Annotated in this window: 22 protein-coding genes and 4 pseudogenes; 18 read left to right on the top strand and 8 right to left on the bottom strand. The window is 71.5% G+C overall.

The window, feature by feature from the left end; translation table 11 throughout:
- The first annotated feature begins 44 nt into the window (after positions 1–44).
- The 8 genes from ACWFQ8_RS12050 (at position 45) to ACWFQ8_RS12015 (ending at position 7,537) form a co-directional block, all read left to right on the top strand.
- A complete protein-coding gene (locus ACWFQ8_RS12050) occupies positions 45–1,145 on the top strand; it encodes a hypothetical protein (RefSeq protein ID WP_453786082.1) in 1,101 nt (366 codons plus the stop codon).
- On the top strand, positions 1,142–3,625 hold the full coding sequence (locus tag ACWFQ8_RS12045) for a hypothetical protein (protein WP_453786081.1): 2,484 nt from the start codon (positions 1,142–1,144) through the stop codon (positions 3,623–3,625). The genes ACWFQ8_RS12050 and ACWFQ8_RS12045 overlap by 4 nt, the downstream gene beginning before the upstream one ends.
- Positions 3,622–4,506 (top strand): lantibiotic dehydratase C-terminal domain-containing protein, encoded by an 885-nt coding sequence (locus ACWFQ8_RS12040; protein ID WP_453786080.1) that lies wholly within the window; start codon positions 3,622–3,624, stop codon positions 4,504–4,506. Before ACWFQ8_RS12045 ends, ACWFQ8_RS12040 begins: the two co-directional genes overlap by 4 nt.
- Positions 4,507–4,631: 125 nt before the next feature.
- The gene (locus ACWFQ8_RS12035) at positions 4,632–5,642 is read left to right on the top strand and encodes an ABC transporter ATP-binding protein (RefSeq protein ID WP_453786079.1); all 1,011 of its coding nucleotides are present in this window, start codon (positions 4,632–4,634) and stop codon (positions 5,640–5,642) included.
- Positions 5,642–6,400 carry an ABC transporter permease gene (locus ACWFQ8_RS12030; protein WP_453786078.1) on the top strand — a complete coding sequence of 253 codons (759 nt, stop codon included), beginning with the start codon at positions 5,642–5,644 and terminating at the stop codon, positions 6,398–6,400. The genes ACWFQ8_RS12035 and ACWFQ8_RS12030 overlap by 1 nt, the downstream gene beginning before the upstream one ends.
- Positions 6,401–6,441: 41 nt before the next feature.
- Positions 6,442–6,876, top strand: a complete 435-nt coding sequence (locus ACWFQ8_RS12025; protein WP_453786077.1) for a hypothetical protein — start codon at positions 6,442–6,444, stop codon at positions 6,874–6,876.
- Complete coding sequence (locus ACWFQ8_RS12020; RefSeq protein ID WP_453786076.1) at positions 6,873–7,214, top strand: winged helix-turn-helix domain-containing protein; 342 nt, start codon at positions 6,873–6,875, stop codon at positions 7,212–7,214. Before ACWFQ8_RS12025 ends, ACWFQ8_RS12020 begins: the two co-directional genes overlap by 4 nt.
- A 35-nt stretch (positions 7,215–7,249) precedes the next feature.
- Positions 7,250–7,537 (top strand): hypothetical protein, encoded by a 288-nt coding sequence (locus ACWFQ8_RS12015; protein WP_453786075.1) that lies wholly within the window; start codon positions 7,250–7,252, stop codon positions 7,535–7,537.
- 521 nt (positions 7,538–8,058) lie between these two features.
- On the opposite strand, the pseudogene ACWFQ8_RS12010 reads toward ACWFQ8_RS12015, so the two are convergent.
- A pseudogene (locus ACWFQ8_RS12010) lies at positions 8,059–8,263 on the bottom strand (transposase family protein); the annotation flags it as partial.
- A gap of 380 nt (positions 8,264–8,643) precedes the next feature.
- Between ACWFQ8_RS12010 and ACWFQ8_RS12005 the strand changes: the two are divergent.
- Together ACWFQ8_RS12005 and ACWFQ8_RS12000 are read left to right on the top strand one after the other, a co-directional pair.
- Positions 8,644–8,799, top strand: a complete 156-nt coding sequence (locus ACWFQ8_RS12005; RefSeq protein WP_453786074.1) for a hypothetical protein — start codon at positions 8,644–8,646, stop codon at positions 8,797–8,799.
- 158 nt (positions 8,800–8,957) lie between these two features.
- Positions 8,958–9,446: pseudogene (locus ACWFQ8_RS12000) on the top strand (transposase family protein); the annotation flags it as partial.
- Here ACWFQ8_RS12000 and ACWFQ8_RS11995 read toward each other — a convergent pair.
- Positions 9,432–9,713: pseudogene (locus ACWFQ8_RS11995) on the bottom strand (transposase); the annotation flags it as partial. The pseudogenes ACWFQ8_RS12000 and ACWFQ8_RS11995 overlap by 15 nt on opposite strands.
- Here ACWFQ8_RS11995 and ACWFQ8_RS11990 point away from each other — a divergent pair.
- A pseudogene (locus ACWFQ8_RS11990) lies at positions 9,695–10,372 on the top strand (IS701 family transposase); the annotation flags it as partial. The pseudogenes ACWFQ8_RS11995 and ACWFQ8_RS11990 overlap by 19 nt on opposite strands.
- Before the next feature lie 436 nt (positions 10,373–10,808).
- Here the strand turns inward: ACWFQ8_RS11990 and ACWFQ8_RS11985 are convergent.
- Positions 10,809–11,774: a pirin family protein gene (locus ACWFQ8_RS11985; protein WP_453786073.1), complete on the bottom strand. Its 966-nt coding sequence runs from the start codon at positions 11,772–11,774 to the stop codon at positions 10,809–10,811.
- 105 nt (positions 11,775–11,879) lie between these two features.
- On the opposite strand from ACWFQ8_RS11985, the gene ACWFQ8_RS11980 reads away from it, so the two are divergent.
- The 7 genes from ACWFQ8_RS11980 (at position 11,880) to ACWFQ8_RS11950 (ending at position 16,942) form a co-directional block, all read left to right on the top strand.
- Positions 11,880–12,230, top strand: coding sequence for a tetratricopeptide repeat protein (locus tag ACWFQ8_RS11980; protein WP_453786072.1), 351 nt, complete (start codon positions 11,880–11,882; stop codon positions 12,228–12,230).
- Positions 12,231–12,423: 193 nt separating this feature from the next.
- Positions 12,424–13,620: a methyltransferase gene (locus tag ACWFQ8_RS11975; protein ID WP_453786071.1), complete on the top strand. Its 1,197-nt coding sequence runs from the start codon at positions 12,424–12,426 to the stop codon at positions 13,618–13,620.
- Positions 13,621–13,648: 28 nt separating this feature from the next.
- Positions 13,649–14,410, top strand: coding sequence for a MerR family transcriptional regulator (locus ACWFQ8_RS11970; RefSeq protein ID WP_453786070.1), 762 nt, complete (start codon positions 13,649–13,651; stop codon positions 14,408–14,410).
- Positions 14,411–14,618: 208 nt separating this feature from the next.
- Complete coding sequence (locus tag ACWFQ8_RS11965) at positions 14,619–15,200, top strand: DUF6230 family protein (RefSeq protein WP_453786069.1); 582 nt, start codon at positions 14,619–14,621, stop codon at positions 15,198–15,200.
- Positions 15,191–15,856, top strand: a complete 666-nt coding sequence (locus ACWFQ8_RS11960; protein WP_453786068.1) for a DUF6114 domain-containing protein — start codon at positions 15,191–15,193, stop codon at positions 15,854–15,856. The genes ACWFQ8_RS11965 and ACWFQ8_RS11960 overlap by 10 nt, the downstream gene beginning before the upstream one ends.
- A complete protein-coding gene (locus ACWFQ8_RS11955) occupies positions 15,853–16,503 on the top strand; it encodes a hypothetical protein (RefSeq protein WP_453786067.1) in 651 nt (216 codons plus the stop codon). The genes ACWFQ8_RS11960 and ACWFQ8_RS11955 overlap by 4 nt, the downstream gene beginning before the upstream one ends.
- 130 nt (positions 16,504–16,633) lie before the next feature.
- Positions 16,634–16,942, top strand: coding sequence for a DUF2087 domain-containing protein (locus tag ACWFQ8_RS11950; RefSeq protein WP_453786066.1), 309 nt, complete (start codon positions 16,634–16,636; stop codon positions 16,940–16,942).
- On the opposite strand, the gene ACWFQ8_RS11945 is transcribed toward ACWFQ8_RS11950, so the two are convergent.
- From ACWFQ8_RS11945 to ACWFQ8_RS11925, 5 genes are all read right to left on the bottom strand, one after another.
- The gene (locus tag ACWFQ8_RS11945) at positions 16,915–17,679 is read right to left on the bottom strand and encodes a metallophosphoesterase (protein WP_453786065.1); all 765 of its coding nucleotides are present in this window, start codon (positions 17,677–17,679) and stop codon (positions 16,915–16,917) included. The genes ACWFQ8_RS11950 and ACWFQ8_RS11945 overlap by 28 nt on opposite strands.
- Before the next feature lie 119 nt (positions 17,680–17,798).
- The gene (locus ACWFQ8_RS11940; protein WP_453786064.1) at positions 17,799–19,229 is read right to left on the bottom strand and encodes a dihydrolipoyl dehydrogenase family protein; all 1,431 of its coding nucleotides are present in this window, start codon (positions 19,227–19,229) and stop codon (positions 17,799–17,801) included.
- Positions 19,230–19,354: 125 nt separating this feature from the next.
- Positions 19,355–19,744, bottom strand: a complete 390-nt coding sequence (locus ACWFQ8_RS11935) for a thioredoxin family protein (RefSeq protein WP_453786063.1) — start codon at positions 19,742–19,744, stop codon at positions 19,355–19,357.
- Positions 19,745–19,835: 91 nt separating this feature from the next.
- On the bottom strand, positions 19,836–21,275 hold the full coding sequence (locus ACWFQ8_RS11930) for an aldehyde dehydrogenase family protein (protein WP_453786062.1): 1,440 nt from the start codon (positions 21,273–21,275) through the stop codon (positions 19,836–19,838).
- A gap of 642 nt (positions 21,276–21,917) precedes the next feature.
- Positions 21,918–23,117: a thiolase family protein gene (locus ACWFQ8_RS11925; RefSeq protein WP_453786061.1), complete on the bottom strand. Its 1,200-nt coding sequence runs from the start codon at positions 23,115–23,117 to the stop codon at positions 21,918–21,920.
- Positions 23,118–23,431: the final 314 nt, after the last annotated feature.

The raw sequence follows: 23,431 nt of genomic DNA, 5'->3' as shown, positions 1-23,431 counted from the left end.
GGCCCGCCGGCCCCGGGCGTCCGGGAGTACAGGAGAGGTAGACAGTGATCAGTTCGCCACCGAAGCTCCGAGACGAGCTGGAGGTCATCCGCGGGATGGACGACATCCCGCTGATCTTCGATCCGGTCACCGGGAACTACCACCGCATCACCCGCGCCGGCGAAGTGGTTCTCACCTATCTGGACGGCACCCGCACCCGCGACGACCTCGTCCTCTTTCTTTCACGCGCCGACCAGGAGCGCGCCGGAGCGGTTTCCCAGCAGATCGACACCTTCCTGAGCGCCCTGGACCGGAGCGGGCTCCTCGAGGGCTCGGAACTGCCCGACAAGCCGCAGGCCGGTGGACGCGTGCGCACGTCCATGCTCATGCCACGGATCATCCTGACCCGCTCACTGCCCCGCATCCTCGAACCCGTGGCCGCAGTACTGCGCAACGCACCGGCGACGCTCCTGGTGCTGATCGCGGCACTCGGCGCGCTCACGGGGTACACGCTCGGCTTCCACACCCTCTTCACTGCGATGCCGCCCCCGCAGGATCTGGCCGGCCCCGCGTTCCTGATCGCCACGGGCGTGATGCTGCTGTACGTCCTGATGCACGAGACCGCCCACGCACTGGTAGCCCAGATACTCGGCACACCGGTCCGCGGGCTGGGGGTCGCGCTCCTGTTCTACTTCATGCCGGTCGCCTACGTGGACCGCACGGACGCCTACCGCTTCAGGGGACGCGGCGGCCGCGTCGTCCTGGCCATGGCCGGCATCCTCAGCGACGGCTGGTTCTGCGCACTGTCGGGCGCGGTCGCCCTGAACTCGGCCGGACTGCTCAGAGACACGGCCGCGCTGCTGCTGGGAATGCAGCTCCTGATGCTGGTGATCAACCTCAATCCGCTCATGCCCAGCGACGGCTACACGGCCATCGAATCGGCGACCGGTCTCACCAACGCCCGGGGGCGCGCGTTCGCACTGCTGCGGCACACCATCCGGCGCCAGGAACTCCCCTCGCACCTCGCCAACCTCAGCAAGATGGCCCGCCGCGGCCACATGGCATACGGACTGTTCTCCGTGGCCTACGTCTGTTTCCTCGCCTACGCCATGTTCCACGCCCTCCCGCTCACCGTGGACCTCGCCCTCTCGGCGGTGGGCCGATGACCTCCTTGGTCATTTCCCCCGTCGTGCTGACCCGGGTGGCGGGACTGCCCTCCGACGTCCTCGACCTGGTCGCCCCGGCCACGCGCAAGCTGCTGGCCGAACACGCCGCCGCCGCGGAACGCCTGAGCTCCCTTGCCCCCGTTCTCACCGAGGCCCTCTTCGCAGTCGTGCCCCGCCTCGATGACGACGTACCACTACGCCGCCGGGTGCTGGCCGCCAAGCGAGCGGTCAACCGCCTGGACCCGCTGCCGTGGGACGAGGACGTACGGCAACGCCTGTCAGAGCGCCTCCCCCCCGACGCGGCCCGCCTCCTGGACGACTGGGTGCGTCTTGTCGACGAACGGCACGCGCTGCTAGAACAGTTGACCGCCCAGCTCGCCGAAGACCGGGACCACGCCGTCGCAGCCCTGCACCGCACCCTCGAACACGGCGGGGACACTGCCGACGGCGCGGGAGCGTCCGGCTTCGCCGCATCCCTGGCGGTCGCCGCGCCCGATTGGATCCGGCACCGCGATCACAAGGCCCGGTCGGCGAAGCAACTGAAGACGCTGTACTCGTACGTCGCCCGCGCCGCCGTCAAGACGAGTCCCTTCTCCGGGCTGACCACGGTCGGCGAGGCCGGGTTCCAAGGACGGGGCCGCGTACGCAGCCGCACCTCGGCGACCATGGCCTACTTGGCGCTGCGCCGGCTCGCGCGCGACCCGTCGACGGCCGGACTGCTGCGCTACCGCGTCGCCCCCGTGCGCCCCGGCACCGCCACCGAACCCGAGGGCCTGCTGCTCCACAGCGAGACGATCATCACCGAGGGCGTCGTGTGGCGCCACGACCGGGCCGTCGAGGCCGACTACGCCATGCCCGCGTTGGCCGGCCTTCGATCCGGTGCCACGTTCACCGAACTCCTCGCCGCCGTCGGCGGTGCCCGGCCCTTCGCCCGGTTCGTCCGCCTGATCGACACCGGAGTTCTACAGCCCATCCCCCCATGGGACAGGAGCGAGGCACCATTCCCCGTTCTTGCCGCGCTGCTGCAGGGCGACACCGCCGCGTCCCCGATCGGGCGCAGCGAGCTGTCGCGGGCCCACGACCTGGGTGACGGCGTGTGGCGGCACGACGCCGAGGGGCGGGTCTCCGCTGCCGCGGAGCTCCGGGACCTCACTGCCGCGTGGAACGAGCACAACGACCCGGGCGAGCGGAAACCCAGCGGGCAGATCTACGAGGACCGGGAGACGGACCTGGACCTGCCAGACCCACTGACCGTCCCCTCGGTCCGGGCCGACCTCACAGCACTGGGCGAGCGGATGCGGCCGTATATCTTCCGCTCGCACCTCTACGACCTGCTCCTGGAGAGCTTCACCGCGGAGTTCGGCGCGGGCGGTGTCTGCCGGGACCCGCTCGGCTTCCTCATGCGCCTCACCATCGACCGGGACGCCAATCCGCCGCTCGACCGAGCGCTGTTCGCAGACATGGCCAGCCGACGCGACCCGGCGGACCGCGCCTGGCTCCCGGTCGGGCCGACCAGCGCCCCGCCGAACGCCGGAGTCTTCTTCCAGCTGGAGGCGGCGAGCCGTGCCGACATCGAGGCGGGCAGCTACCGGCTCGTCGTCAACCAGTACGGTGCCGGCACCGGGGGGCTGTTCAGCCGCTTCGGCCGACTTCTCGGAGACGGCTTCCGCGAACGTCTCGCCGCGCAAATGGAAAGCTGCTGGCCCGGCGTGACCCGCCGCGAGCTGGTGGTGTGGACCGACTGCAACACCGTGCAGTCCGAATGCGGCGGGTTGCTGCCGCCGTTGGTCCTGCCGGGCGAGGTCGAGGCCGTGAACGGGATCACCCTGGACGACACCGTACTCATCCACGACGCCCGCACCGACACGCTGTCCCTCTTCGACCCTGACGGCCATCCTGTCGGGCTGGCCTACCTGGGGCTCATCCCTCAGCATCTGCTCCAGTCCTACGTCCGGCTGCTCGCCGTACTCGCCGATCCCTGGGTCAACGGCTCGCTTCACTCCGACTACACGATGACGAAGGCCCACGAGCTGGGACCGCTCTGCGGCGACGGCGTGGTGGAACTTCCGCGCATGACCGACGGTCCCGCACACCGTCTCGTCACCCGGCGCGCCTCGTGGATCGTGCCGGCCGCCGAGATCCCCCGCCCGGAGGGCGGCGAGCACGACGCGACCGGTCTTGCCGTCCGGCTCGACGCCTTCCGGCGCGCGCACGGCATTCCCGAGGAGGTCTTCGTGCACCAGCTCGGCGGCCCGGGCAGCATGCCCGGCATGACGGCCGACCGGAAACCCATGTGGGTGTCCCTGGCCTCTCCGCTGTCGGTCGGGGTCCTCCACCACTGGCTCAGCCCGCAGACCAGCCACCTCCGGCTCGTGGAGGCACTTCCCGGGCGTCCCCTGCACGCCCAGCGCGACGCCCTCGGCCGGCCCAGGGTCACCGAGCACGTAGCCCTGCTGGCCTGGCCCGAGGAGAACCGATGATGCCGACCGCGCACCGTACGGACCGAACGGACCCCGACACGGAGACCGACTGGTGGTACGTCCGCGCCTTCCCGGGGCACCCGGACGCCATAGACGAGTCCACCCGGGTGCTGATCCCCTGGCTGGCCGAGCGCGCTGCCGAAGAGGCGGCATCTGCCTGGTTCTTCACCCGCTACTGGGACATGAGCGGCCATCACCTACGGCTGCGCCTCAGGTGCTCCGCCGACGGGATCGACCGCGTCTACGGACGCATGCCCGAGCTCGTCGCACTGTTGCAGGCGCTCGACCAGCCTGCCTCCTCGGAGCGCCTCGTGCCGGGCTCCGTGCCGCTGGGATTGCCGATGGTCAAACAGGTCCGGTGCTGCCTCTACTCACCGGAACTCGCCAAATACGGAGGCGCACGCGGGGTCGCCAGGGCCGAGGAGCTCTTCACGGCTTCCTGCGCGTGGTACGTCGACCAGCGGATCGGCAGCCTCACCCCGCTCTTCGAGCGGGCCGCGCTGGCCGTCTCGTACATGAGGAGTCTCGTCCCGGCGGCGCTCCCCGACCTTCCGGCACAGACGGCGTTCTGGACCGCCCACCGCCGCCAGTGGGGGCGGCAACTCCGCATGGCCGCACCCGACCAAGCGGTGCTGCGCAGCCTTCTCCACCGTGCCGCGCAGGGCACCGCGGAGGCCGAGGGGCGATTGGACGCCCCTCTCCGGGAGAGCGCGGTGCGGCACACCGGAACGGTCGTGCGCGTCCTCGACGCCGCGGCGGCCGACGAGAACCCCGTACCACGGGCGGAGTTGCTCCTCCACTACCTGCACATGGACCTGAACCGGTGGGGTTTCGTTCCGGCCGAGGAGTGCCTCCTGGGCGTACTCGCGTCCGCCAACTAGGGCTGTTCCACATGTCGTTACCTCTCGCGCAACCACTTGCCAAATTGGAAAGTGAATGCCAATCTGGCAAGACAGCGGTACGCACGGCAAGACCTCGGTGAAACCCGATGAGAGGCAGATGCGGAATGGCTGAACAAAGCCCGCGCCACGACGCGGCGATCCTGCTGGAGAACGTCACCAAGCGGTACCCGGGCCCCGAAGGGGACGTCGTCGCATTGGCCGGCATCGACCTCTCGGTCCGGCCGGGAGAGATCTTCGGCCTGCTCGGCCCGAACGGAGCCGGCAAGACCACCACCATCGAGACCCTCGTCGGCCTACGCCGCCCCACCGGGGGCACCGTCCGGGTCCTCGGATACGACCCCGTGGCGCAGCGGGACGAGATCCGCAAGTACGTCGCGATCCAGCCGCAGCACGCTGCCGTGTTCGAGCAGCAGACGGTGGCGGAACTTCTCCGCGTCTGGGCCTCGCTCTATCCCGACCCCGAGAGCGCCGACACCATCATCGACCGGATGGGCCTGTCGGCCTCGCGCGACGTCCGCGTGTCAAAGCTCTCCGGCGGACAGCGACAGCGCCTCCTCGTCGGCACGGCGCTCATCTCCCGCCCCCGTCTGCTGGTGCTCGACGAACCGTCGACGGGCATGGACCCGAACGCGCGGCAAGAACTGTGGGACGCGGTCCGCGCGCACCGCGGGGCCGGCGGAACCGTCCTGTTGTCGACGCACTCCATGGAGGAGGCCGAGGTGCTATGCGACCGGGTCGCCGTGCTGCACAAGGGCCGGGTCGCCGCCTGCGGAACCCCGCAGGATCTGATCAACACCCACGCACCCGAACGCGAGGTGCACTTCACCGTCCCGGTCGGCACCGACCTCGCACGGCTGCGTGCCGTGCCCGGGGTGTCCCATGTCCACAGCCGCGATTCCGGCGGCGACTCCCAGGTCATCATGCGGACCAGCGACTCCGACGCGGCATTCGCCCTGCTGGCCGGCCCGATGGGAGCCCGTCGCATCCAGATCAAGGAGGCCGGCCTGGAAGCGGTGTTCCGCCTCCTCACAGGTGTCCCCTTCCATGAAGCGGGCGACGGCGCGCAGCCGCCCGCCGAGCACGGTGCCGCGGAGACGAAAGGAGTGATGGCGTGATGTCGTCGTCCTCGCGTGCGCTGACCCTCATGCACGCCCGGGAGCTCGTACGCGATGCGAAGTACTTCTACTTCGCGCTGTTCTTCCCCTTCGGGATGCTGGGCATCTTCCTCGGCCTCGGCTTCACCATGCCCAAGGACTCCGGAGCCCCGGACTTCCTGCAACTGGTCTTCCCCATGGCCATCTTCCTCGCCGTGACCAGCGCAGCTCTGACCGTCACCGCCGGGCCGCTGGCCAGCCTGCGCGCCAAGGGAACGCTTCGGCTCCTCGGCACTACACCCCTGGGGCGGGCCCGTCTCGTCTTCACCCACATGATCGCCAGGATTCTCATGGTCACCGTCCAGGCGGCGGTCCTGCTCGTGCTGGGGGTCGCCCTCGGCAAGGTGGAACCGAGCAGTCTCCCGGCGCTCTTCGGCATCACACTGCTCGGCCTCGCCATGTTCGGAGGTGTCGGGTACCTGATCGGTGGCCGTCTGGCCTCGCCGGACGCCGCCACCAACGTCGGTACGCTCGTACAGCTCTCGGCACTGTTCCTGAGCGGTCTGGCGTTCCCGCTCGAACTCCTGCCCGATGCCGTTCGCACCACGCTGAGCCTGCTGCCCACGTCCTTCTTCGCGGACCTCATGCTCACGCAGATGCCCCAGGGCGAGCCGACCCACCCGGTGTGGTTGTCCGTCCTGGTCGTCACCGTCACCACCGCCGCGGCGGTCGTCCTCGCCGTCCGCACCTTCAAGTGGGACCAGGGTGAGGGCGCTTAGGCACCGGCATGCGACGAAATCCCCCAGCGAAAGGCGTGACGATGGACAAGAACGAAGCGAGGGAAGCCCTTGCATCGGCGGACGCGGTGGCGTCCCGGATGCGAGGAGGGAACCGGCGACCCGGCCCAGTGGTGTTCCTGCTCGGCCTGGCGATGATGGTGATGACGGCCGTCTACGGACTGCTGATCGAGCCCTCCGCGCAGTACGCCGTTCCGGTCGTCCTGCTCATTCCGTTCTTCGCCCTGGTGATCTACACGGCGACGCGGCCGGTACTGCCCCGGCACTACCGGACTCTGTACGCCCTCACGACGACGTCGGGCGCGGCCGTCTACACGCTCGTCGTCACTCTCGGCACCGTGTTCTTCTCGGGTGACCCACTGTGGTGGGTGCCGGGAGCCGTCCTGTGCGGCATGCCCTTCCTCGTGATCGGCGTGCTCGAACGCAAGGCGGCCCGCACCCCCGGGGCCATGCCGTGACGCATCCCCGCAAATCCCTCGACACCTTGATCCACGCCCCGGTGCGGTTCTCCATCGCAGCCGCGCTGGCCTCGGTCGACGAGGCCGACTTCAGCACGCTCCGCGACACCATCGAGATCTCGGACTCGGCCCTCTCCAAGCAGATCACGCTCTTGGAGCAGGCCGAGTACGTGAAGGTCCGCAAAGCCTTCGTCGGCAAGCGGGCCCGTACCTGGCTCTCCTTGACGGCTCAGGGACGCCTGGCCCTGGCTCGCCACTTGGCTGCTCTCCGCGACATCGCCGCGTGGGATCCGGAGCAGGCAGCCGAACCCGGTGCCGGCCAAGGCAGCGAGGAATGATCCAGCACCACCCCACCCACCGAAGGGAACTCAATATGAACCGCTCGATACGACGCGTCCTGCACACTACGGTCCTCGCCACCGCCTTAGCAGCGGCGGCTCCCCAGGCCTTCGCCGCAACCTCCGCACCGCAACCGCTGGCCTCGTCGTCGAGCTTCGGAATGCCCCCCGCGGGCTACGTCCACGAGAAGTCCTTCCGCGGCGTAGCCGCGGCCTGCCGGGCAGCGGGCCAGGCGGGCATCGCGGACGGCAAGTGGACCGCGTACTTCTGCCACCAGGCACTCCCGTTCACGCCGTACCAGGAGCTCTACGTCAAGAAGTAGGACGGCGCCGACTCCCGCACACCCGCCCCCGTGCGGGAGTCCAGCTCTCAGTGCGTTGTGCCGCCCGAAACCTAGGACACCCAGGATCAGGGCCCTTGCCTTGAGCACGGCCGCCATTCCGTTCCCCGCCCAGGCGCTGCGCCTACTGCAGGCCCCTCCGCAGCCGCCTGGGCGGCGTTCGGCCAGGAAATTGGGCGGCGGCAAGCCGCTCAGGTCCTCCTCGGGCGCCGGAACGGATCCGCTTCGTCGCCTCCTAATTGGCGCTGGGCGGCAGCCGCCGATGGCACTGCACCCACCACTCCCGGACGACGACCTCGCGAAGGCCGCGGCCATGACCGCCGAAGCCCGCCAGGCCCTGGAGGGCCTGGATGAGGAGGCGTCGGTGGGCTAGGTCGCGACGCGGCTGGAGGGCAGAGTCTCCCCGGCAGTCCTCGCCCTGGTGAAGGCCCAGGTGGTGCAGGTCGGCGGGATCGGCGCGGTCACCCGCGCGGTGGACGGCTTCGGCGGGTTCGCCAAGCAGACGGTGGTGGCGCCGATCCCGAAACCAGCCGCGAGCTGGGCATACGGCTGGCCGTTGCGGAGGTGGACGAGAGTGAGCAGGGCCTGCCCACCTGCGCTCAGGCGCCGCCATCGGGTGCCGAGAACACGACGGTGTTCCCTCAGGCGGGCAGTGAGGAAGCGCAGGGCAGAGCTGGAAACGTCGACGCCGGACGGGTAGACAAGCATACGAAGCCTCTGGTGGAGACGGTTCTCTGGGTCGAAAACCCATCTACCAGGGGCTTCATCCGTCCGTCAGGCCAACTGGCCATCCGACAGGTGAGATTGGCAACGGCTCACTGTACGGCTGGCCGCTGCCCCGCCCCGCCCCGCCCGGTGAACCTACGTATTCGATTACGTAGTTCTACTGGTGCCTCGGGAGAGAAGTTGGGAGACTCACCCATGAGCTTCCTGACGGAGCCGTGGTGTCACGCCGGGCAGCTTGCTGACTCCCTACTGGGCAACCGTCGCCAGCTGTCCAACGGGTAGCGAACGCTGTCTGGTCGATAGAGCCCGCCCGAACACTGGAGAGTTCTCCGTTGGTTTCCAAGATTCGTGTCCTTCTGGGCATGCTTGTGCTCCTGGCGCTGGCCCTCGGCGCCATCGCCCTGCTCGCGGCCATGAAAGCCGATGCCACCTGGTTCACGGTCGTTCCTCTCGGCATCCTCGTCATCGGCGCGTCCGTCGTCCAGTCGCTCGGATGGTTCAACAAAAAAGGCAGGTGACGGGCCTGGCCTCGTTGTTTCACGGAGCCGTTTCCAACCTGACGGGTGGTTGGACGGGCGACCCCGCAGCGCACATGAAAAAAGCTCCTGGTAGACGGGTTCACGACCAAGATCACCAGTCCACCAGGAGCTTTCGCGTGCTTGTCTAACCGTCCGGCATCGATCTGTCCAGCCGCACCCTGCAACACCTCTCCGGTCTTCTCGCAGGTCACCGGCACCGCATCGGCTCCCGGTGGCGTCGCCTGACCTGCGGCCGGCAGGCCCTGCTCGTCCTGGCCCACCTGCGCTGCGGCGACACCTACGCCCGTCTCGCCGCAGGCTTCCGCATCGGGATCGCCACGGCCTACCGCTACATACGCGAGGCCGTCGACCTCCTGGCCGCCCTCGCGCCCACGCTGGAACAGGCCATGACGACTGTCCGGAAGAAGGCGTACGTGAGCCTCGACGGCACCGTGCTGCCGATCGACCGCATCGCCGCAGACCGCCCGTACCACTCGGGGAGGAAGAAGCACCACGGAATGAACGTGCAAGTGCTCGCGGATCCTGCCGGCCGTCTGATCTGTGCCTCGGACGCGCTACCCGGGCCCGTGCACGATCTGACCGCGGCCCGGACCCACGGCATTCCCGTCGGTCTCGATCCTGCCGGCAGTGCCTGTGTACTGACGCTGGACGCCGACGGTGTCCACGCCCTTCTTCACGTCGCCGGTCTCATCGACCACCAGCACCGCCCGGTCATCGGGCAGGTGCTCCACCACGTAGCCACGCATGTCGTCGCGTACCTGGTCGGCGTCCCACTTGGCCCGGCCGAGCAGGTGCTGCATGCCGTCCGGAGTGGCCTCCCCCGCCCACTCGGAGATGGTCCAGCAGTTCTTGCGAGGCAGGTCTGCCAGCATGCCGAGTACCAACTGCCTCACTTGCGGAGGAGGCGTCTTTCGCCACCAAGCCGGAACTGGCCGCCCGTACGGTCGCCCGGTTCCTGGATGCCGGCCATCGGGTCGCATGGGTTGCGGGCGACGAGGTCTACGGCGGCAACCCAAAGCTGCGAACCTCACTGGAGGAACGCGGCACCGGCTACGTCCTCGCTGTCGCGTGCTCGCATGAAGCCACCACCGGTGCCGGGAAGTTCCGCGCGGACGCCGTGGCCAAGAAGGTGCCCAAGCGGGCCTGGCAGAAGCTCTCCGCAGGGGCCGGGGCGAAGGGCCACCGCTACTACGACTGGGCGGTCATCGACCTTGCCGACCCCCGACCCGGCAACCGCCACCTGCTGATCCGTCGAAACCGCAGCAGCGGCGAACTCGCCTACTACCGCTGCTACTCGCCCGAGCCGGTGCCGCTCGCAGAGCTGGTGCGCGTCGCTGGATCAAGGTGGCGAGTGGAGGAGTTCTTCCAGTCCGGCAAGGGCCTGGCCGCCCTGGACGAGCACCAGGTCCGCCGCCACACGTCCTGGTCCCGCTGGGTCACCCTCGCCATGCTCGCGCACGCCTTCCTCGCTGCCGTCCGCGCGAACGAACACGCCCACCACCCCGGACCCGACAGCCTCATACCGCTCACGTGCAACGAGATCCAGCGCCTGTCTGCGTGCCTCCACCGCGCTGACCGACACCCGCCTCGCCGGCGCGCGGGCGGCTCCACCGCCGCGCTTTGTTGATCCTTCACAACATCGAGCGCCCGCCTCCACGACAAACCCGCAGTGGGCTGCAGCCTCGGAGGGGTACTCACTTGAAGCTGTCCGCTGCAGCCGGGGAGTCCGCTCACCAGATCCCTCGGCATGAGGTTCCCTGCCCTGAAACGCGACCGAGCTTCCTCTCGCCGCATCTAACTACTCATCAGCAGAGTCAGCAAAGGGTCGACATTCGTCCGACTGGACATGCCCACAGCCTGCTTCACATGAGACTCCACCTCAAGATCGGCAGGCGCTTGCAGAGGCCGCGGTGACTGCCCTGCGACCTCCAGAAGCGGAACGATCGTGCAACCCTCGCACCCGACTTTCCCTCAAAACAAGTCGCAGGTCAGCGCACCCTGCCCCTGGGCTTCAGGCGGGTCGCGGGGAGTTCCGGGGCCGGAATCGGAGTACCGTCGTAGCCCTTGACCTCGCCGAAGCGAGTGCCGTTCATCCAGTCCTCGCGGGCCTGTGCGATGTCCTCTTGGGACCGTCCGATCCAGTTCCAGAACATCACGATCTCCTCCTCGAACGGTTCGCCGCCCAGGAGCATCAGGCCCGCGTCCGACGTTGCGCGCAGGGGGAGTTCGGTGCGGCCGCAGCCGAGGTAGAGCATCGAGCCCGCCAGGACCGGGACGCCGTCGACGTGCGCTTCGCCCGACATCGACAGGACCGCGTACTCGAAGTCCGGGTCGAGCGGGAGCCTCGTCTCCGAGCCCGCGGCGAGGGCCAGGTCCGCGCCGACGATCGGGCTGTACGCCGTACCGGGCGAAGTCGCCGTGTCCAGTGAGCCCAGGATGACCGTCGCGGTCAGGCCCGGGGCGGTCACCCGCGGGAGCTCGGCGTGGTGCTGGAAGTGCGGGGCCACGTCGCGGTGGGCGTCCGGCAGGGCCACCCACAGCTGGGCGCCGTGCAGGAAGCGGGCGTGCGGGCGCGGGCTCTCCTCCGAGTGGCTGATGCCCCGGCCGGAGGTCATCAGGCCCAGCTCGCGCGGCCGGATGGTGGCGAGGCTGCCCTCGCTGTCGCGGTGCAGCACCTCGCCGTCGTGGAGCCAACTCACGGTCTGCAGGCCCGAGTGGGGGTGCGGGGCGACCTGCATGCCGGGCTCGGCGGCGATGTCGTCCGGACCGTAGTGGTCCACGAAGCACCAGGCGCCCACCATGCGGCGTCCCAGATTGGGCAGGAGTCGGCGGACCTCGGTGGATTCACCGAGCTTGACCGTACGCGGGCTGAGGAGCTCGCGCACCGGTTCGGCCACGACGAAACCGCGGCCGCCGCAGGCGGAGAGAGCGGGCTGGCGATCGAGATTGCTCATACGGACAACCTAGCCGGGGGGCGAGGGCCCTGTGGAGTGGAATGTTCCCTGCCAGAAGTGTGTTGGAGGCTGCGCAATCACCCGCTGAACGGTGGAAGGGACCCGATGGACGCGTCGCAGACGTACTACGAGCAGGGGACGGCCGCCGAGCGCTGGGCGCGGGCCCAGCTCTTCTTCGAGGCGAGGGAGTACGCGACGGCCGCCCGCATCCTCGACGCGCTGGCCCGCGAGGCCCCGGAGCAGCTGGCACCGCGGCTGCTGCTGGCCCGCGCCTCCTACCACTCGGCTCAGCTCTCGCGCGCCGAACAGGAGCTCCGCGCGATCCTGGAGCGCTGGCCCGTGGAGGACTACGCGCGGCTGATGCTCGGCCGCACCCTGGAGCGGCTGGGGCGGCCCGCCGAGGCCCGCCCGCACCTGCGGATGGCCGCGGCGATGGCCGGCGACCTTCCCGAGTAGGGAACCCACCGGCTCACCGACGGCCGCCGCCCGGTACGCGAGCCCCCGCACGGTGCGGCGGTCTCGCGGGCCGGCCGCGGGCGGCGCGCACGGGCGCGTACGGGGGCGTACGGGAGGCGATCCGCCCCGGCCCGGCCCCGCCCATGCGGGATCGGGGCGCCGCCTCGGTTAGCCTGGGCCCACGATGAACCGTTTGACCACGCCTTTCGGCTCCTACGAGCTCACCCGCTTCCCCGAGGACCCGCGCGACCGGCTCCGCGCCTGGGACGCCGCCGACGAGTACCTGCTGCGCCACCTCGACTCCGGAACCGGGGACCGCGGGCCGGTGGACCTGGCCTCCGCCGGCCGGATCACAGTGCTCGGGGACCGTTGGGGGACGCTGACGACGGCACTCGCCGCGTACCACCCGACGCAGATCACCGATTCCGCCCTCACCCGCTCCGCGACCGCGGCGAACCTGGACCGGGCCGGAATCGGCACGTCCAAGTCGACGGTGACGCTGTTGACCACCCAGGACCCGCCGCCCGAGCGGATCGACGTCCTGCTGGTGCGCGTACCCAAGAGCCTGGCGCTGCTGGAGGACCAGCTGCACCGGATCGCCCCGCACGTGCACGCCGGGACCGTCGTCGTAGGCGCGGGCATGGTCAAGGAGATCCACACCTCCACGCTGCGCCTCTTCGAGAAGATCCTCGGCCCGACGAAGACCTCCCTCGCCGAGAAGAAGGCCCGGTTGATCTTCTGTACGCCCGGCACTCCCGGGGCGACCCGGCCCACGACCCCCGGGCCGTGGCCGCTGACGTACACGGTGGACGAGGACGGGGGCTCGGGAGCCGGGCTGACCGTCGTCAACCACGCGGGGATCTTCTGCGCGGACCGGCTCGACGTCGGCACCCGCTTCTTCCTCCAGAACATCCCGACCAACACGGCCGGCGCCCGGGTCGTGGACCTGGGCTGCGGCAACGGCGTCGTCGGCACGGCCGTCGCCGTCGCCGACCCGGACGCCGAGGTCGTCTTCACGGACGAGTCGTACCAGGCCGTCGCCTCGGCGCGGGCCACCTACGACGCGAACGTGCGCGCGGCCCGCAAGCCGGCGGAGTTCCACGTCGGCGACGGCGTCGCGATGCTGGCGCCCGGATCGGTGGACCTGGTGCTGTGCAATCCGCCCTTCCACTCGCACCAGGCGACGACGGACGCGACGGCGCTGCGCATGTTCGCGCAGTCGCGCAAGGTACTCCGCCCGGGCGGCGAGCTGTGGGTGGTGGCGAACCGTCACATGGGGTACCACACGCATCTGCGCCGCCTCTTCGGCAACAGTGAAGTCGTGGCGAGCGAACCGAAGTTCGTGGTCCTGCGGGCCGTCAAGCGTCATGAGCGCACTCAGGCCATGTGACCTGCCGGTACGTCCTACACTCTGCCGCGTGAGCAGCCAGGTGGATCAGTGGGACGGCAGTGACGAGGCACGGCGCTACCGCCGGGAGGACGTGGCCCGGGCGGCCGGCGTCAAAGTGCGCAACCTGCGCTACTACCAGGAACGCGGGCTGCTGCCGCCACCGCGCCGGGAGGGCCGGATCGCCTGGTACTCCGAGGACCACCTCACCCGGCTGCGGCTGATCAACGACCTGCTGGGGCGCGGCTACACGGTCAACGGCATCGCCGAGCTGCTGAACGCGTGGGAGGACGGCGGCGGCCTGTCCCGACTCCTGGGTCTGGAACGGGAGATGACCCGGGACTGGGTCCGGGAGGAGCCGGTCACGATGACCCGGGCCGAGCTGCGGGAGCTGTTCGGCCCGACGGCAACCGCCGCGGACACCCGGCGGGCCGCGGAGCTGGGCTACGTGACGGTCGACGGCGATCTGGTCACGCATCCGAGCAGGCGGCTGCTGGACGCGACGCTGACGCTGGTGCGCCAAGGAGTGCCGCTCACGGAGATCCTGGACGCGGGGGACTTCGTACAGAAGCAGGCGGCGGCGCTGGCGGACCGGTTCGTCGGACTGTTCCGGCGGCATGTGATCGGTGCGGAGGGGCTGGACCGTCTTTCGGCCACGCAGATTCAGCACATCACGGAGGCGGTAGCGGCCCTGCGGCCGGTGGCCGGTGAGGTCATGGCCACGGAGTTCGCGCGGGCGATGGCCCGGAGGATGGACGCGGAGGTCGCCGAACTGCTGCGTACGGAGCAGTAGGAGTCGGCCGGAAAGGTGCGCCCGCGGAACCTTGCCAACCTCCATTGGCACTCTTACATTCAACTCGTCGGTAACAACGGTGCACAACCGAATAAGGGATGATCTCATGGCAGATTCCCCGAAGTTATCCGAGTCTTCCGAGTTGTCCGGCATATCCGAGTCATCGGGGACGGCGGAGTCGTCCAGGTCGGCCGGAGCCGCGGGCCGTGTGCGCTGGCGCCGGTTCGCCGTCCTGACCCTCCCCGCCGTCGCCGTCACCGCCGGGCTCGGCGTCGCCCTCGCGCAGGGCGTGCTCGCCGCCTCTTTCGCCGTGTCGGGGCAGCAGTTCAAGGTGTCGGCGAAGAGCCTGGAGGGCGAGGGCTTCGCCCAGTACGGCAGCGTCGACGTCAACGCCCGCCAGGAGCTCATACCGGTAGCGGTCACCGCCATCAGGGAGGCCAAACTCAACAGCCTCTGCCAGTCGGTGGTCACCACCCTCCCGATGATCGGTGACATCTCCCTCAACCTCACCGCCGGCCAGAAGACCCCGGTCGAGGCCAGCAACCTCTTCGTCGACGCGACCCAGCTCTCGGGTGACGCCGTCTTCAGCAACATCGAGATCGGCCGCGACGCCTCCACCCTCGACAAGGGACCCGCCGACGCCCAGGGCATGCAGGACCTCTTCGCCCAGCAGGCGGACACCGTCAGCATCACCAATCTCCAGCAGACGGCTTGGGCGACCAATGCCGGCACCTTCAAGCTGTCCGGGCTCAGCATGAACGTCAGCAAGGGCAAGAAGGAATGCTTCTGAAACGCGCCACCGCCCCAAGGCCGGACCGTCCGGGCGCCGCCGCTTCGGCCTCCGACCCCGCCCCCTCCGGGGTGCGCGCCGGTTTCCGCCGCTGGCGGCGGAGCAGACCGTTCTGGGGAGGACTGCTCGCCGTTCTCGCCGGAGCCGAGATCTGCGTACTGCCGCTGGCTCCGATGAAGATCATGCTCCAGCAGGGAGTGGCGGGCATCCCGTCCGTCCTGATGGGGGTCGTCATGATCGTGCTGGGCCTCACGGCCTGGTTCTCGCCGGCCCAGCGCGGCCTGGCCGGCGTCCTCACCACGCTGATCGCGACCTCCGCCCTGGTCCTGTCCAATCTGGGCGGCTTCCTGATCGGCACCCTGCTCGGCATCCTCGGCGGCGGCCTGATGTTCGCCTGGCAGCCCTACGCCGCCCAGCGGGCCGGCAGCCCGAAGCCGGACGGCAGCCGGACGGGCGGCAGCCAGGCGGACGGCTTCCGGACGGGCGGCAACGAAACGGGCGGCAGCGAAACGGCCGCCGGCACGCCGGCCGGGGCCACCACGGACTCCGCCCCGCGAGCGGACCCCGCCGGGGATGTTCCCGATCGCCCCACCTCCACCTCCACCTCCACCTCCACCCCCACCCCGCACCACGATCCCCAAGGAGCACAGCCATGAGCCGTACACGCAGCGCGCTCGCCCTCGGCATGGCCGCCGCCGGCGCCCTGTCGCTGGCCTCGGTCACCGCCACCGCCGCGCCCTTACCCGCGGCCGGGTCGACGACCGTCACCCCGGCCGGTCACGCCTTCAAGGCCACCCTCAGCGGGCGGGCCACCTTCAAGGCCGGCTCGGTGACGGTGACCTGTTCGGTCTCCGTCTCCACCGGCACGGTGCCGGCCGCCCCCGGCAACAGCAACCCGGCCGGGCCGGTCTCGTCGCCGATCTCACCGCCCACGTACAGCTCGTGCACCTCCAGCATGCCGGGCGTCACGCCCACGGTCACCACCAGCGGCGCCTGGCAGGTGTCGATGCAGCACGGTTCCCCGATCACCGCCACCATGAAGGTGCCGGTCGGCGGCCTCGTCGTACAGACCACCGGCCTGGCGAACTGCACCGTCACGGCCGCGCCGAGCGCCCCGGCGAACGTCGGCGGGACCTGGGTGAACGGGGCTCCGCCGAGCCTGACCTTCACCAACGCCTCGGTCCCGGTCACCGTCACCGGCGGGTTCGGCTGCCCGACGAGCGCGACCGCGTCCCTCTTCAACGCCGTGTACAAGGTCACCGACACCACCAACCCGGCGCAGCAGATCACTGTCGGCCCCTGACCCGGGCCCCTGACCCGGGCTCCTGACCGGGCCCCGACCTGGGGCCCGGGACGGGCACGGGTGCACGACGCGGGTCGGGCGGGGCGAAACTGCGTTGCCGGGCGGCGCGGGGTGCGCCAGGCTCGCCGACATGTCACAGAGCACCGAACACCAACCGCACCCCGCTCCGGCCCCCGCGCGCCGGGACGTCTCCGACCTCTTCTCCGGTGGCCGGCTCACCGCGATCCCGCGCAGGGCCGCGCGGCGCGAGCAGTTGCTCGTCCACCTCGCCGAGACCTTCTTCGCGGTGGACCGGGACTACACGGAGCCCGAGGTGAACGACGCGCTGCGGACGGTGCACGAGGACTGCTCGGCACTGCGGCGCTACCTGATCACCTCGGGTCTGCTGACGCGGACCCGCGACGGCCGTAGCTACCGGCGGTCCACGACCACCCGGTAGTGGGTCGTCAACCGCCCGTCGTCGCCGAGCACATGGAAGGCGACGGCGGGCGGCTCGTCGAGGTGGACGTGCTCGTCGGAGCCCGAGCGGGCCTCCCACGGGAGCCGGAGCGTGGAGACCACGCCGGGCGCCACCAGCAGCGGCCGGCCCGCGAAGGTGGTCGCGGCCGCCGTGTGGGCGTGCCCGCACAGGAACGCGGTGAGGTGCGGATGCCGTTCGACCAGGACCGCCAACCGCTCCTCGCCCGTCTGCCGGATCTGGTCGACGTACGGCGTGTGCAGCGGTACCGGCGGGTGGTGGAAGGCGACCAGGACCGGGGTGTCCACCGGCGTGCCGGCCAGTATCCCGTCCAGCCGAGCCAGGGTGGATTCCTCCAGGAAGCCGTGGTGCTCACCGGGTACGGACGAGTCGCACACCGCCAGTACGAACCCCTCCCGGCGCAGCACTTGATCGACCGGCTCGGCGGAGGCCGTCTCCTCCCCCAAAAGGCCCCGGCGGAAGGCCACGCGCTCGTCGTGGTTGCCGGGGCAGATCACCAGCGGGTGGCGCGAGCGCAGGAGCGTGCGGGCCTCCTCGTACTCCGCCGGGGTCCCGTGATCGGCTATGTCGCCGCTCACCAGTACCGCGTCCAGGTCGTACGGCAGTGCGTCCAGGTACGCCATGACGGATCGGGTGCGCTCGGCGGCCCGGCCTCCTCCGTCGAGATGGACATCGCTGAGGTGGGCGACAACGATCACGGTGGTGACTCCCTCGTCTCCGGTCTTCGGATTCAGTCGCCCGGGCTCCCGGCCCGACTCCCCGGCGGTTCACGGACGGCCCTCGTGTTCGCCGCGTCTGTGGTCGGCGACTCACGGCACTAACCCCGGTAGGTCTCCAGCAGTCTGAGCCAGATCTCGCTGATGGTGGGGAACGCGGGGACCGCGTGCCAGAGCCGGTCGATCGGGACCTCCCCGACGACGGCGATCGTGGCCGCGTGGAGCAGTTCGGCGGCGCCGGGGCCGACGAAGGTGGCGCCGAGCACGATCTCGCGGTCCAGGTCGACGACCAGCCGGGCGCGGCCCCGGTAGCCGTCGGCGTACAGGCCCGCGCCCGAGACCTTGCCGAGGTCGTAGTCGACCGCGCGCACCCGGTGCCCCTCCCGTTCGGCCTCCGCCAGGGTGGGGCCCACGGCCGCCGCCTCCGGGTCGGTGAAGACCGCCTGGGTCAGGGCGCGGGTATCGGCGGTCGCCGCGTGGGCGCCCCAGGCCCCGGTGTCCGGCGCGGACGTGCCGGCCGCGCGGGCGGCGATGGCGGCTCCCGCGATCCGCGCCTGGTACTTGCCCTGGTGGGTGAGGAGCGCGCGGTGATTGACGTCGCCGACGGCGTACAGCCAGTCGTGCCCGGGCACCCGGCAGCTGTCGTCGACCTCGATCCAGGTCCCGGGCGTCAGCCCAACGGTGTCCAGCCCGATGTCCTCGGTGCGCGGCGTGCGGCCCGTCGCCATCAGCAGTTCGTCGGCCTCCAGGGTCTCGCCGCCCTCCAGCACCACCGTGACCGGGCCCGTCGAACCGTCCCGGACGACCGCCTCGACGGCCACCCCGGTACGGACCACCGCGCCGGCCTCGCGCAGCGACTCGGCGACCAGCTCCCCGGCGAAGGACTCCATGCGCGGCAGCAGCCGCCCGCCCCGTACGAGCACGGTGACCTGCGACCCGAGGCCCTGCCAGGCGGTGGCCATCTCGGCGGCCACCACCGAGCCGCCCACGATCAGCAGCCGGCCGGGAGCCTGCTGCGCGGACGTCGCCTCGCGGCTCGTCCAGGGGCGGGCGCCCGCGATGCCGGGCAGGTCGGGGATCACGGCCCGGGTGCCGGTGGCGACGACCACGGCGTGCCGGGCGGTGAGCACGTGGTGCTCGCCCTCGGGGCTCGAGACGGAGACCTTCCGGACCCCGTAGAGCCTCCCGTGGCCGCGGTACACGTCGGCGCCGATCGAGCCGAGCCAGTCGACCTGGCCCTCGTCCTTCCAATGGCCCGTCCAGTAGTCGCGGTGCGCGAGCACCGAGGCCGTGTCGAGCGGGCCCTGGACGGCCGCCGCGAGCCCCGGCACCCGCCGCGCCTCGGCCCGGGCCAGGACGGGGCGCAGCAGCGCCTTGCTCGGGACGCAGGCCCAGTACGAGCACTCCCCGCCGATGAGCTCGCTCTCCACCAGGGCCGTGCTCAACCCGGCGGCGCGGGTCCGGTCAGCGATGTTCTCGCCGGCCGGTCCCCCACCGAGCACCACGACGTCGTACTCCACGGCTTCGGTCATACGGACCAGTGTCGCCGCCCGCCCGGGACCTCGTCACGCATGCGGGGCTCCGGCGTGCCGGGCTCCGGCGTGCCGGGCTCCCGCGCGTCGAGACCGCTCCTGCGGGCGGCGGGGCGGCGGGGTCCCTACTGCTGCTCGCCCTGCCCCTGCTCGCCCTGCTGCTCAGCGGCGATCTTCGCCCGTACCTCGTCCATGTCGAGCGCCCGGGCCTGCTCGATGAGGTCCGTCAGCGCCGCCTCGGGCAGGGCGCCCGGCTGGGAGAAGATCGCGACCTGGTCCCGGACGATCATCAAGGTCGGGATGGAGGAGATCTGGAAGGCGCTCGCCAGCTCCTGCTGCATCTCGGTGTCCACCTTGGCGAAGACCAGGTCCGGGTTGGCTTCCGAGGCCTTCTCGTACACCGGGGAGAACTGGAGGCACGGCCGGCACCAGCCCGCCCAGAAGTCGATCAGCACGAACGCGTTCTCGCTGACCGTCCGGTCGAAGTTCTCCTTGGTGAGCTCGACTGTAGCCACGGGTCCGGACCTCCTGTTTGAGTCGTCTGTCTCCTGAACGAACAACCCGCCCCCGGCATTCCGCTCGGCGGGGCGCAATGCCGGGCGGTCACTAGAACGGGTGACCCGCCGGCGTGGCGCGGGTGGTCGTCCAGCGCAGTTCGGTGAAGGCGTCCAGGTTGGCCTCGCCGCCGAAACGGGCGCCGGTGCCGGAGGCCCCCACGCCGCCGAACGGGGCCACGGCCTCGTCGTTCACGGTCTGGTCGTTGATGTGCGCGATCCCGGTCGGGATCCGGTCGGCCAGGTCCAGCCCGCGCGCCGCGTCCCGCGTCACGATGCCGAGCGAGAGGCCGTACGGGCCCGCCGCGGCCAGCTCCACGGCCTCCTCCTCCGTCGCGAAGGACCGTACCGGGGCGACCGGGCCGAAGACCTCCTCCGCGTAGGCGGGGGTGTCGTCGGCGGCGCCCGCCAGTACGGTCGGCCGGTAGAAGAGGCCCTCGTACGTGCCGCCGGCGACGAGCTTGGCGCCCTGTCCGGTGCTGGCCTCGACCAGGGCGTGTACGCGCTCCCGCTGGGCGGCGTCGATCAACGGGCCGAGGTGGACCTGCTCGCGGTACGGGTCCCCGACCGCCAGGGCCTCGGCGCGGGCGGCGAGCCGCTCGACGTACTCGTCGTACAGCGAGGTGTGCACGAGGTGGCGGCCGGCGGTCATGCAGATCTGGCCCTGGTGGAAGAAGGTGCCCCAGGAGGCCTGGGCGACGGCCGCCTCGATGTCGGCGTCCTGGAGCACGACGAGCGCCGAGTTTCCGCCCAACTCCAGGTGTGCGCGGGTCAGGTGACGGCCCGCCAGTTCCGCCACCGAGCGGCCCGCGGCGGTGGACCCGGTGAAGGACACCACCCGTACGCGCGGGTCGGCCACCACCGCGGCGCCCGTCCCGGCGCCGCCCGGCAGTACGTGCAGCAGCCCGCCCGGCAGTCCGGCGGCGGCGAAGACGGCGCCGAGGGCGAGTCCGCCACTGACCGCGGTCCGCGGGTCCGGCTTGAGCAGCACGGCGTTGCCGAGGGCCAGCGCCGGCGCGACCGAGCGGATCGCCAGGATCAGCGGGGCGTTGAACGGGGCGACGACCCCGACGACCCCGGCCGGCACCCGGCGGGTGAAGGACAGGCGGGGGGCCTCGCTCGGCAGCACCTGCCCGGTCGGACGCGAGGCCAGGGCGGCGGCCTCGTAGCACTCCTGGGCGGCGACGTGCAGTTCGAAGGCCGCCTTGCCGGGTATGGAGCCGGACTCCCGGACGAGCCAGTCGCGGAGTTCGTCGGCGTGGGTGGTGAACAGGTCGCCGGCGCGGCGCAGCACCGCCGCCCGCTCCAGGTGGGTGGCCCGCGCCCAGGCGGGCTGCGCGGCCCGGGCCCGTACGGCGGCGTCCGCGACGTCCGCGGGGGCGGCCAGGTCGAGGGTGGCGAGGGTGAGTCCGGTGGCGGGTTCGACGACGGGAGCGGCGCCGCCGGTGAGAGTGGGTCCGTCCTGCCAGAGGGTCGGATCGAGGAGCGGCATGGCGCGGGGCCTCCGGGTGGGGAGTTCGGGGCGGGGGGCGGCAGCACGCGCCATCGTGCCAGACCGCGGGCGCCACTTGTGTTCAGTTATTGGGCAGTTGCCCGGGGCCGGTGACCGGAAATGATCGCCCCCGGGCCCCGGGGTCGGGAGGGGCAGCGCGGGCGGCGGTCGTCGTCGCCGACGTGCCGCTGCACCGGGGAATGAGCCGCTCCCGGGTACCAGGGGGAACCACATGAGCAGGAGCATGTCCGCGGCCTCGGCCGCGATCATCGTCGTGGCCGGGCTGACGACGGCCGCGGGACGGACCGCCGCGGCCGGATCCGAGGCCGTCTGCACACCCGGCCTCCAGCGCCTGGAGAGCCTGACCGACGGCGCCACGGCGCAGGTGCGCGACCTCGCGGCCGTGGACCTGGCCGCGGGCGAGTCGAACGGGCTGCCGTTGCACTGGCCGGGCACGCGCTTCGACGGCGCGTACGCGGAGCCCGCGCGGGCGCGCGGGCGGCCGCGCCGCGCGGCTGAGCCCGCCGGGCCGGCGCCCGCACCGCCACCGGCGGGCCCGCCCTTGACGCGCCGAGGTGCCCGAGGCCGTCCGGGAGGCGAGGCCTCGGGCTGCTGTGGCCTCAAGTGGTGGGGGTGGTGGGGTCAGCGTTCCAGGACGAGGGCGATGCCCTGGCCGACGCCGATGCACAGGGCCGCCATGCCGGTGCCCGAGCCGGCAGCCGCCAGCTGGTGCGCGACCGAACCGGCCAGCCGGGCCCCCGAGGCGCCGAGCGGGTGTCCGATCGCGATGGCGCCGCCGCGCGGGTTGACCACGGCCGGGTCGAGCTCCGGCCACGCCGCGAGGCAACCCAACACCTGCGCCGCGAACGCCTCGTTGAGCTCGAAGGCGGCGAGGTCGCCCAGCCCGCGGCCGGCTTTGGCGAGCGCGCGCTCGACTGCTTCCACCGGCCCCAGGCCGAAGAGCTGCGGCTCGATGCCGGTGACGGCGGACGCGCTGATCCGCGCGAGCGGTTCCCGGCCGGTGGCCGCGAGCCCGGCCTCGTCGGTCAGCAGCAGGGCGGCCGCGCCGTCGTTGAGCGGGGAGGCGTTGCCGGCCGTCACCGTACCGGTGCCGTCCGTCCGGAACGCGGGCTTCAACCGCGCCAGCGCCTCCGGGGTGGAACCCTCCCGGATGCTCTCGTCCCGGACCAGGTCCACGCCCCCGTAGGGGACGACCTCGGCGTCGTACTGCCCGGCGGCCCAGGCGGCGGCCGCCTTGCGGTGGCTCTCCAGCGCGAAGGCGTCCTGCGCCTCCCGGGTGATGCCGTGCTTGTCGGCGACGAGCTCGGCGCCCTCGCCGAGCGAACCGGTCCATTCCGCGGGCATCCGCGGGTTGGTCATCCGCCAGCCGAGGGTGGTGGACCACATCTGCTGGTGGGCGGCCGGGAAGGCGCGTTCGGGCTTCTGGAGCACCCAGGGGGCGCGGGTCATGGACTCGACGCCGCCCGCGATGGCGACGGAGGCGTCGCCGAGGGCGATGGCCCGGGCGGCCTGGACGACGGCTTCGAGACCGGATCCGCAGAGCCGGTTGACGGTGACCCCGGGGACGCTCACCGGCAGCCCCGCCAGCAGCACCGCCATCCGGGCCACGTCCCGGTTGTCCTCACCCGCGCCGTTGGCGTCGCCGAAGACCACGTCGTCGATCCGGGCGGGGTCGAGGTCGGGCGTACGGTCCACCAGCGCGCGCACCACGTGCGCGGCCAGGTCGTCCGGCCGGGTCCCGGCGAAGGCACCGCCGAACTTGCCGATCGGGGTGCGGACGGCATCGACGACGTAGACGTCGCGGACGGTGCGGATGCTCATGGGGGCTCTCCTGGGCGGATCCGTACGGGCAGTGGCGCGTCGGGGCCGGTGTCGGCACCGGGACGGACCACCGGGCACGCCCGGTGGGGCGCGCCCGCAGTCTCCGTCCGCGCGTCACCGCCTGTCAACGGCCCCCGGGGCGGGCACCCGGGGCCGGGACCGCCACCCACCCGGGCGGGGGCCGCGGGCGCGGGGGGGGGGTTTGCGGGGGGGGGGGGGGGGGGCGGAGCCGGGGACGCTGCCGGGGGTGTGCGGCGCTGTCATCGGTTCCTCCGGAGGCCTGGCGGGGCGGGGCGGAAACGGTACGCCCGACC

This window comes from Streptomyces sp. NPDC055254, assembly GCF_053606025.1.
Note: the sequence above shows the minus strand (reverse complement) of the source record. Positions and strands in the feature narration are given on the sequence as shown.

Bases quoted from the DNA above. Each gene is read 5' to 3' on its own strand.
- ACWFQ8_RS11985 (WP_453786073.1), bottom strand. From the start codon at position 11,774: ATGAGCAATCTCGATCGCCAGCCCGCTCTCTCCGCCTGCGGCGGCCGC.
- ACWFQ8_RS11925 (WP_453786061.1), bottom strand. From the start codon at position 23,117: ATGAGCATCCGCACCGTCCGCGACGTCTACGTCGTCGATGCCGTCCGC.
- ACWFQ8_RS12005 (WP_453786074.1), top strand. From the start codon at position 8,644: ATGCTTGTGCTCCTGGCGCTGGCCCTCGGCGCCATCGCCCTGCTCGCG.
- ACWFQ8_RS12025 (WP_453786077.1), top strand. From the start codon at position 6,442: ATGGACAAGAACGAAGCGAGGGAAGCCCTTGCATCGGCGGACGCGGTG.
- ACWFQ8_RS12040 (WP_453786080.1), top strand. From the start codon at position 3,622: ATGATGCCGACCGCGCACCGTACGGACCGAACGGACCCCGACACGGAG.
- ACWFQ8_RS11955 (WP_453786067.1), top strand. From the start codon at position 15,853: ATGAGCCGTACACGCAGCGCGCTCGCCCTCGGCATGGCCGCCGCCGGC.
- ACWFQ8_RS12015 (WP_453786075.1), top strand. From the start codon at position 7,250: ATGAACCGCTCGATACGACGCGTCCTGCACACTACGGTCCTCGCCACC.
- ACWFQ8_RS11950 (WP_453786066.1), top strand. From the start codon at position 16,634: ATGTCACAGAGCACCGAACACCAACCGCACCCCGCTCCGGCCCCCGCG.
- ACWFQ8_RS11980 (WP_453786072.1), top strand. From the start codon at position 11,880: ATGGACGCGTCGCAGACGTACTACGAGCAGGGGACGGCCGCCGAGCGC.
- ACWFQ8_RS12030 (WP_453786078.1), top strand. From the start codon at position 5,642: ATGTCGTCGTCCTCGCGTGCGCTGACCCTCATGCACGCCCGGGAGCTC.
- ACWFQ8_RS11940 (WP_453786064.1), bottom strand. From the start codon at position 19,229: ATGACCGAAGCCGTGGAGTACGACGTCGTGGTGCTCGGTGGGGGACCG.
- ACWFQ8_RS11930 (WP_453786062.1), bottom strand. From the start codon at position 21,275: ATGCCGCTCCTCGATCCGACCCTCTGGCAGGACGGACCCACTCTCACC.
- ACWFQ8_RS12035 (WP_453786079.1), top strand. From the start codon at position 4,632: ATGGCTGAACAAAGCCCGCGCCACGACGCGGCGATCCTGCTGGAGAAC.
- ACWFQ8_RS11960 (WP_453786068.1), top strand. From the start codon at position 15,191: ATGCTTCTGAAACGCGCCACCGCCCCAAGGCCGGACCGTCCGGGCGCC.
- ACWFQ8_RS12045 (WP_453786081.1), top strand. From the start codon at position 1,142: ATGACCTCCTTGGTCATTTCCCCCGTCGTGCTGACCCGGGTGGCGGGA.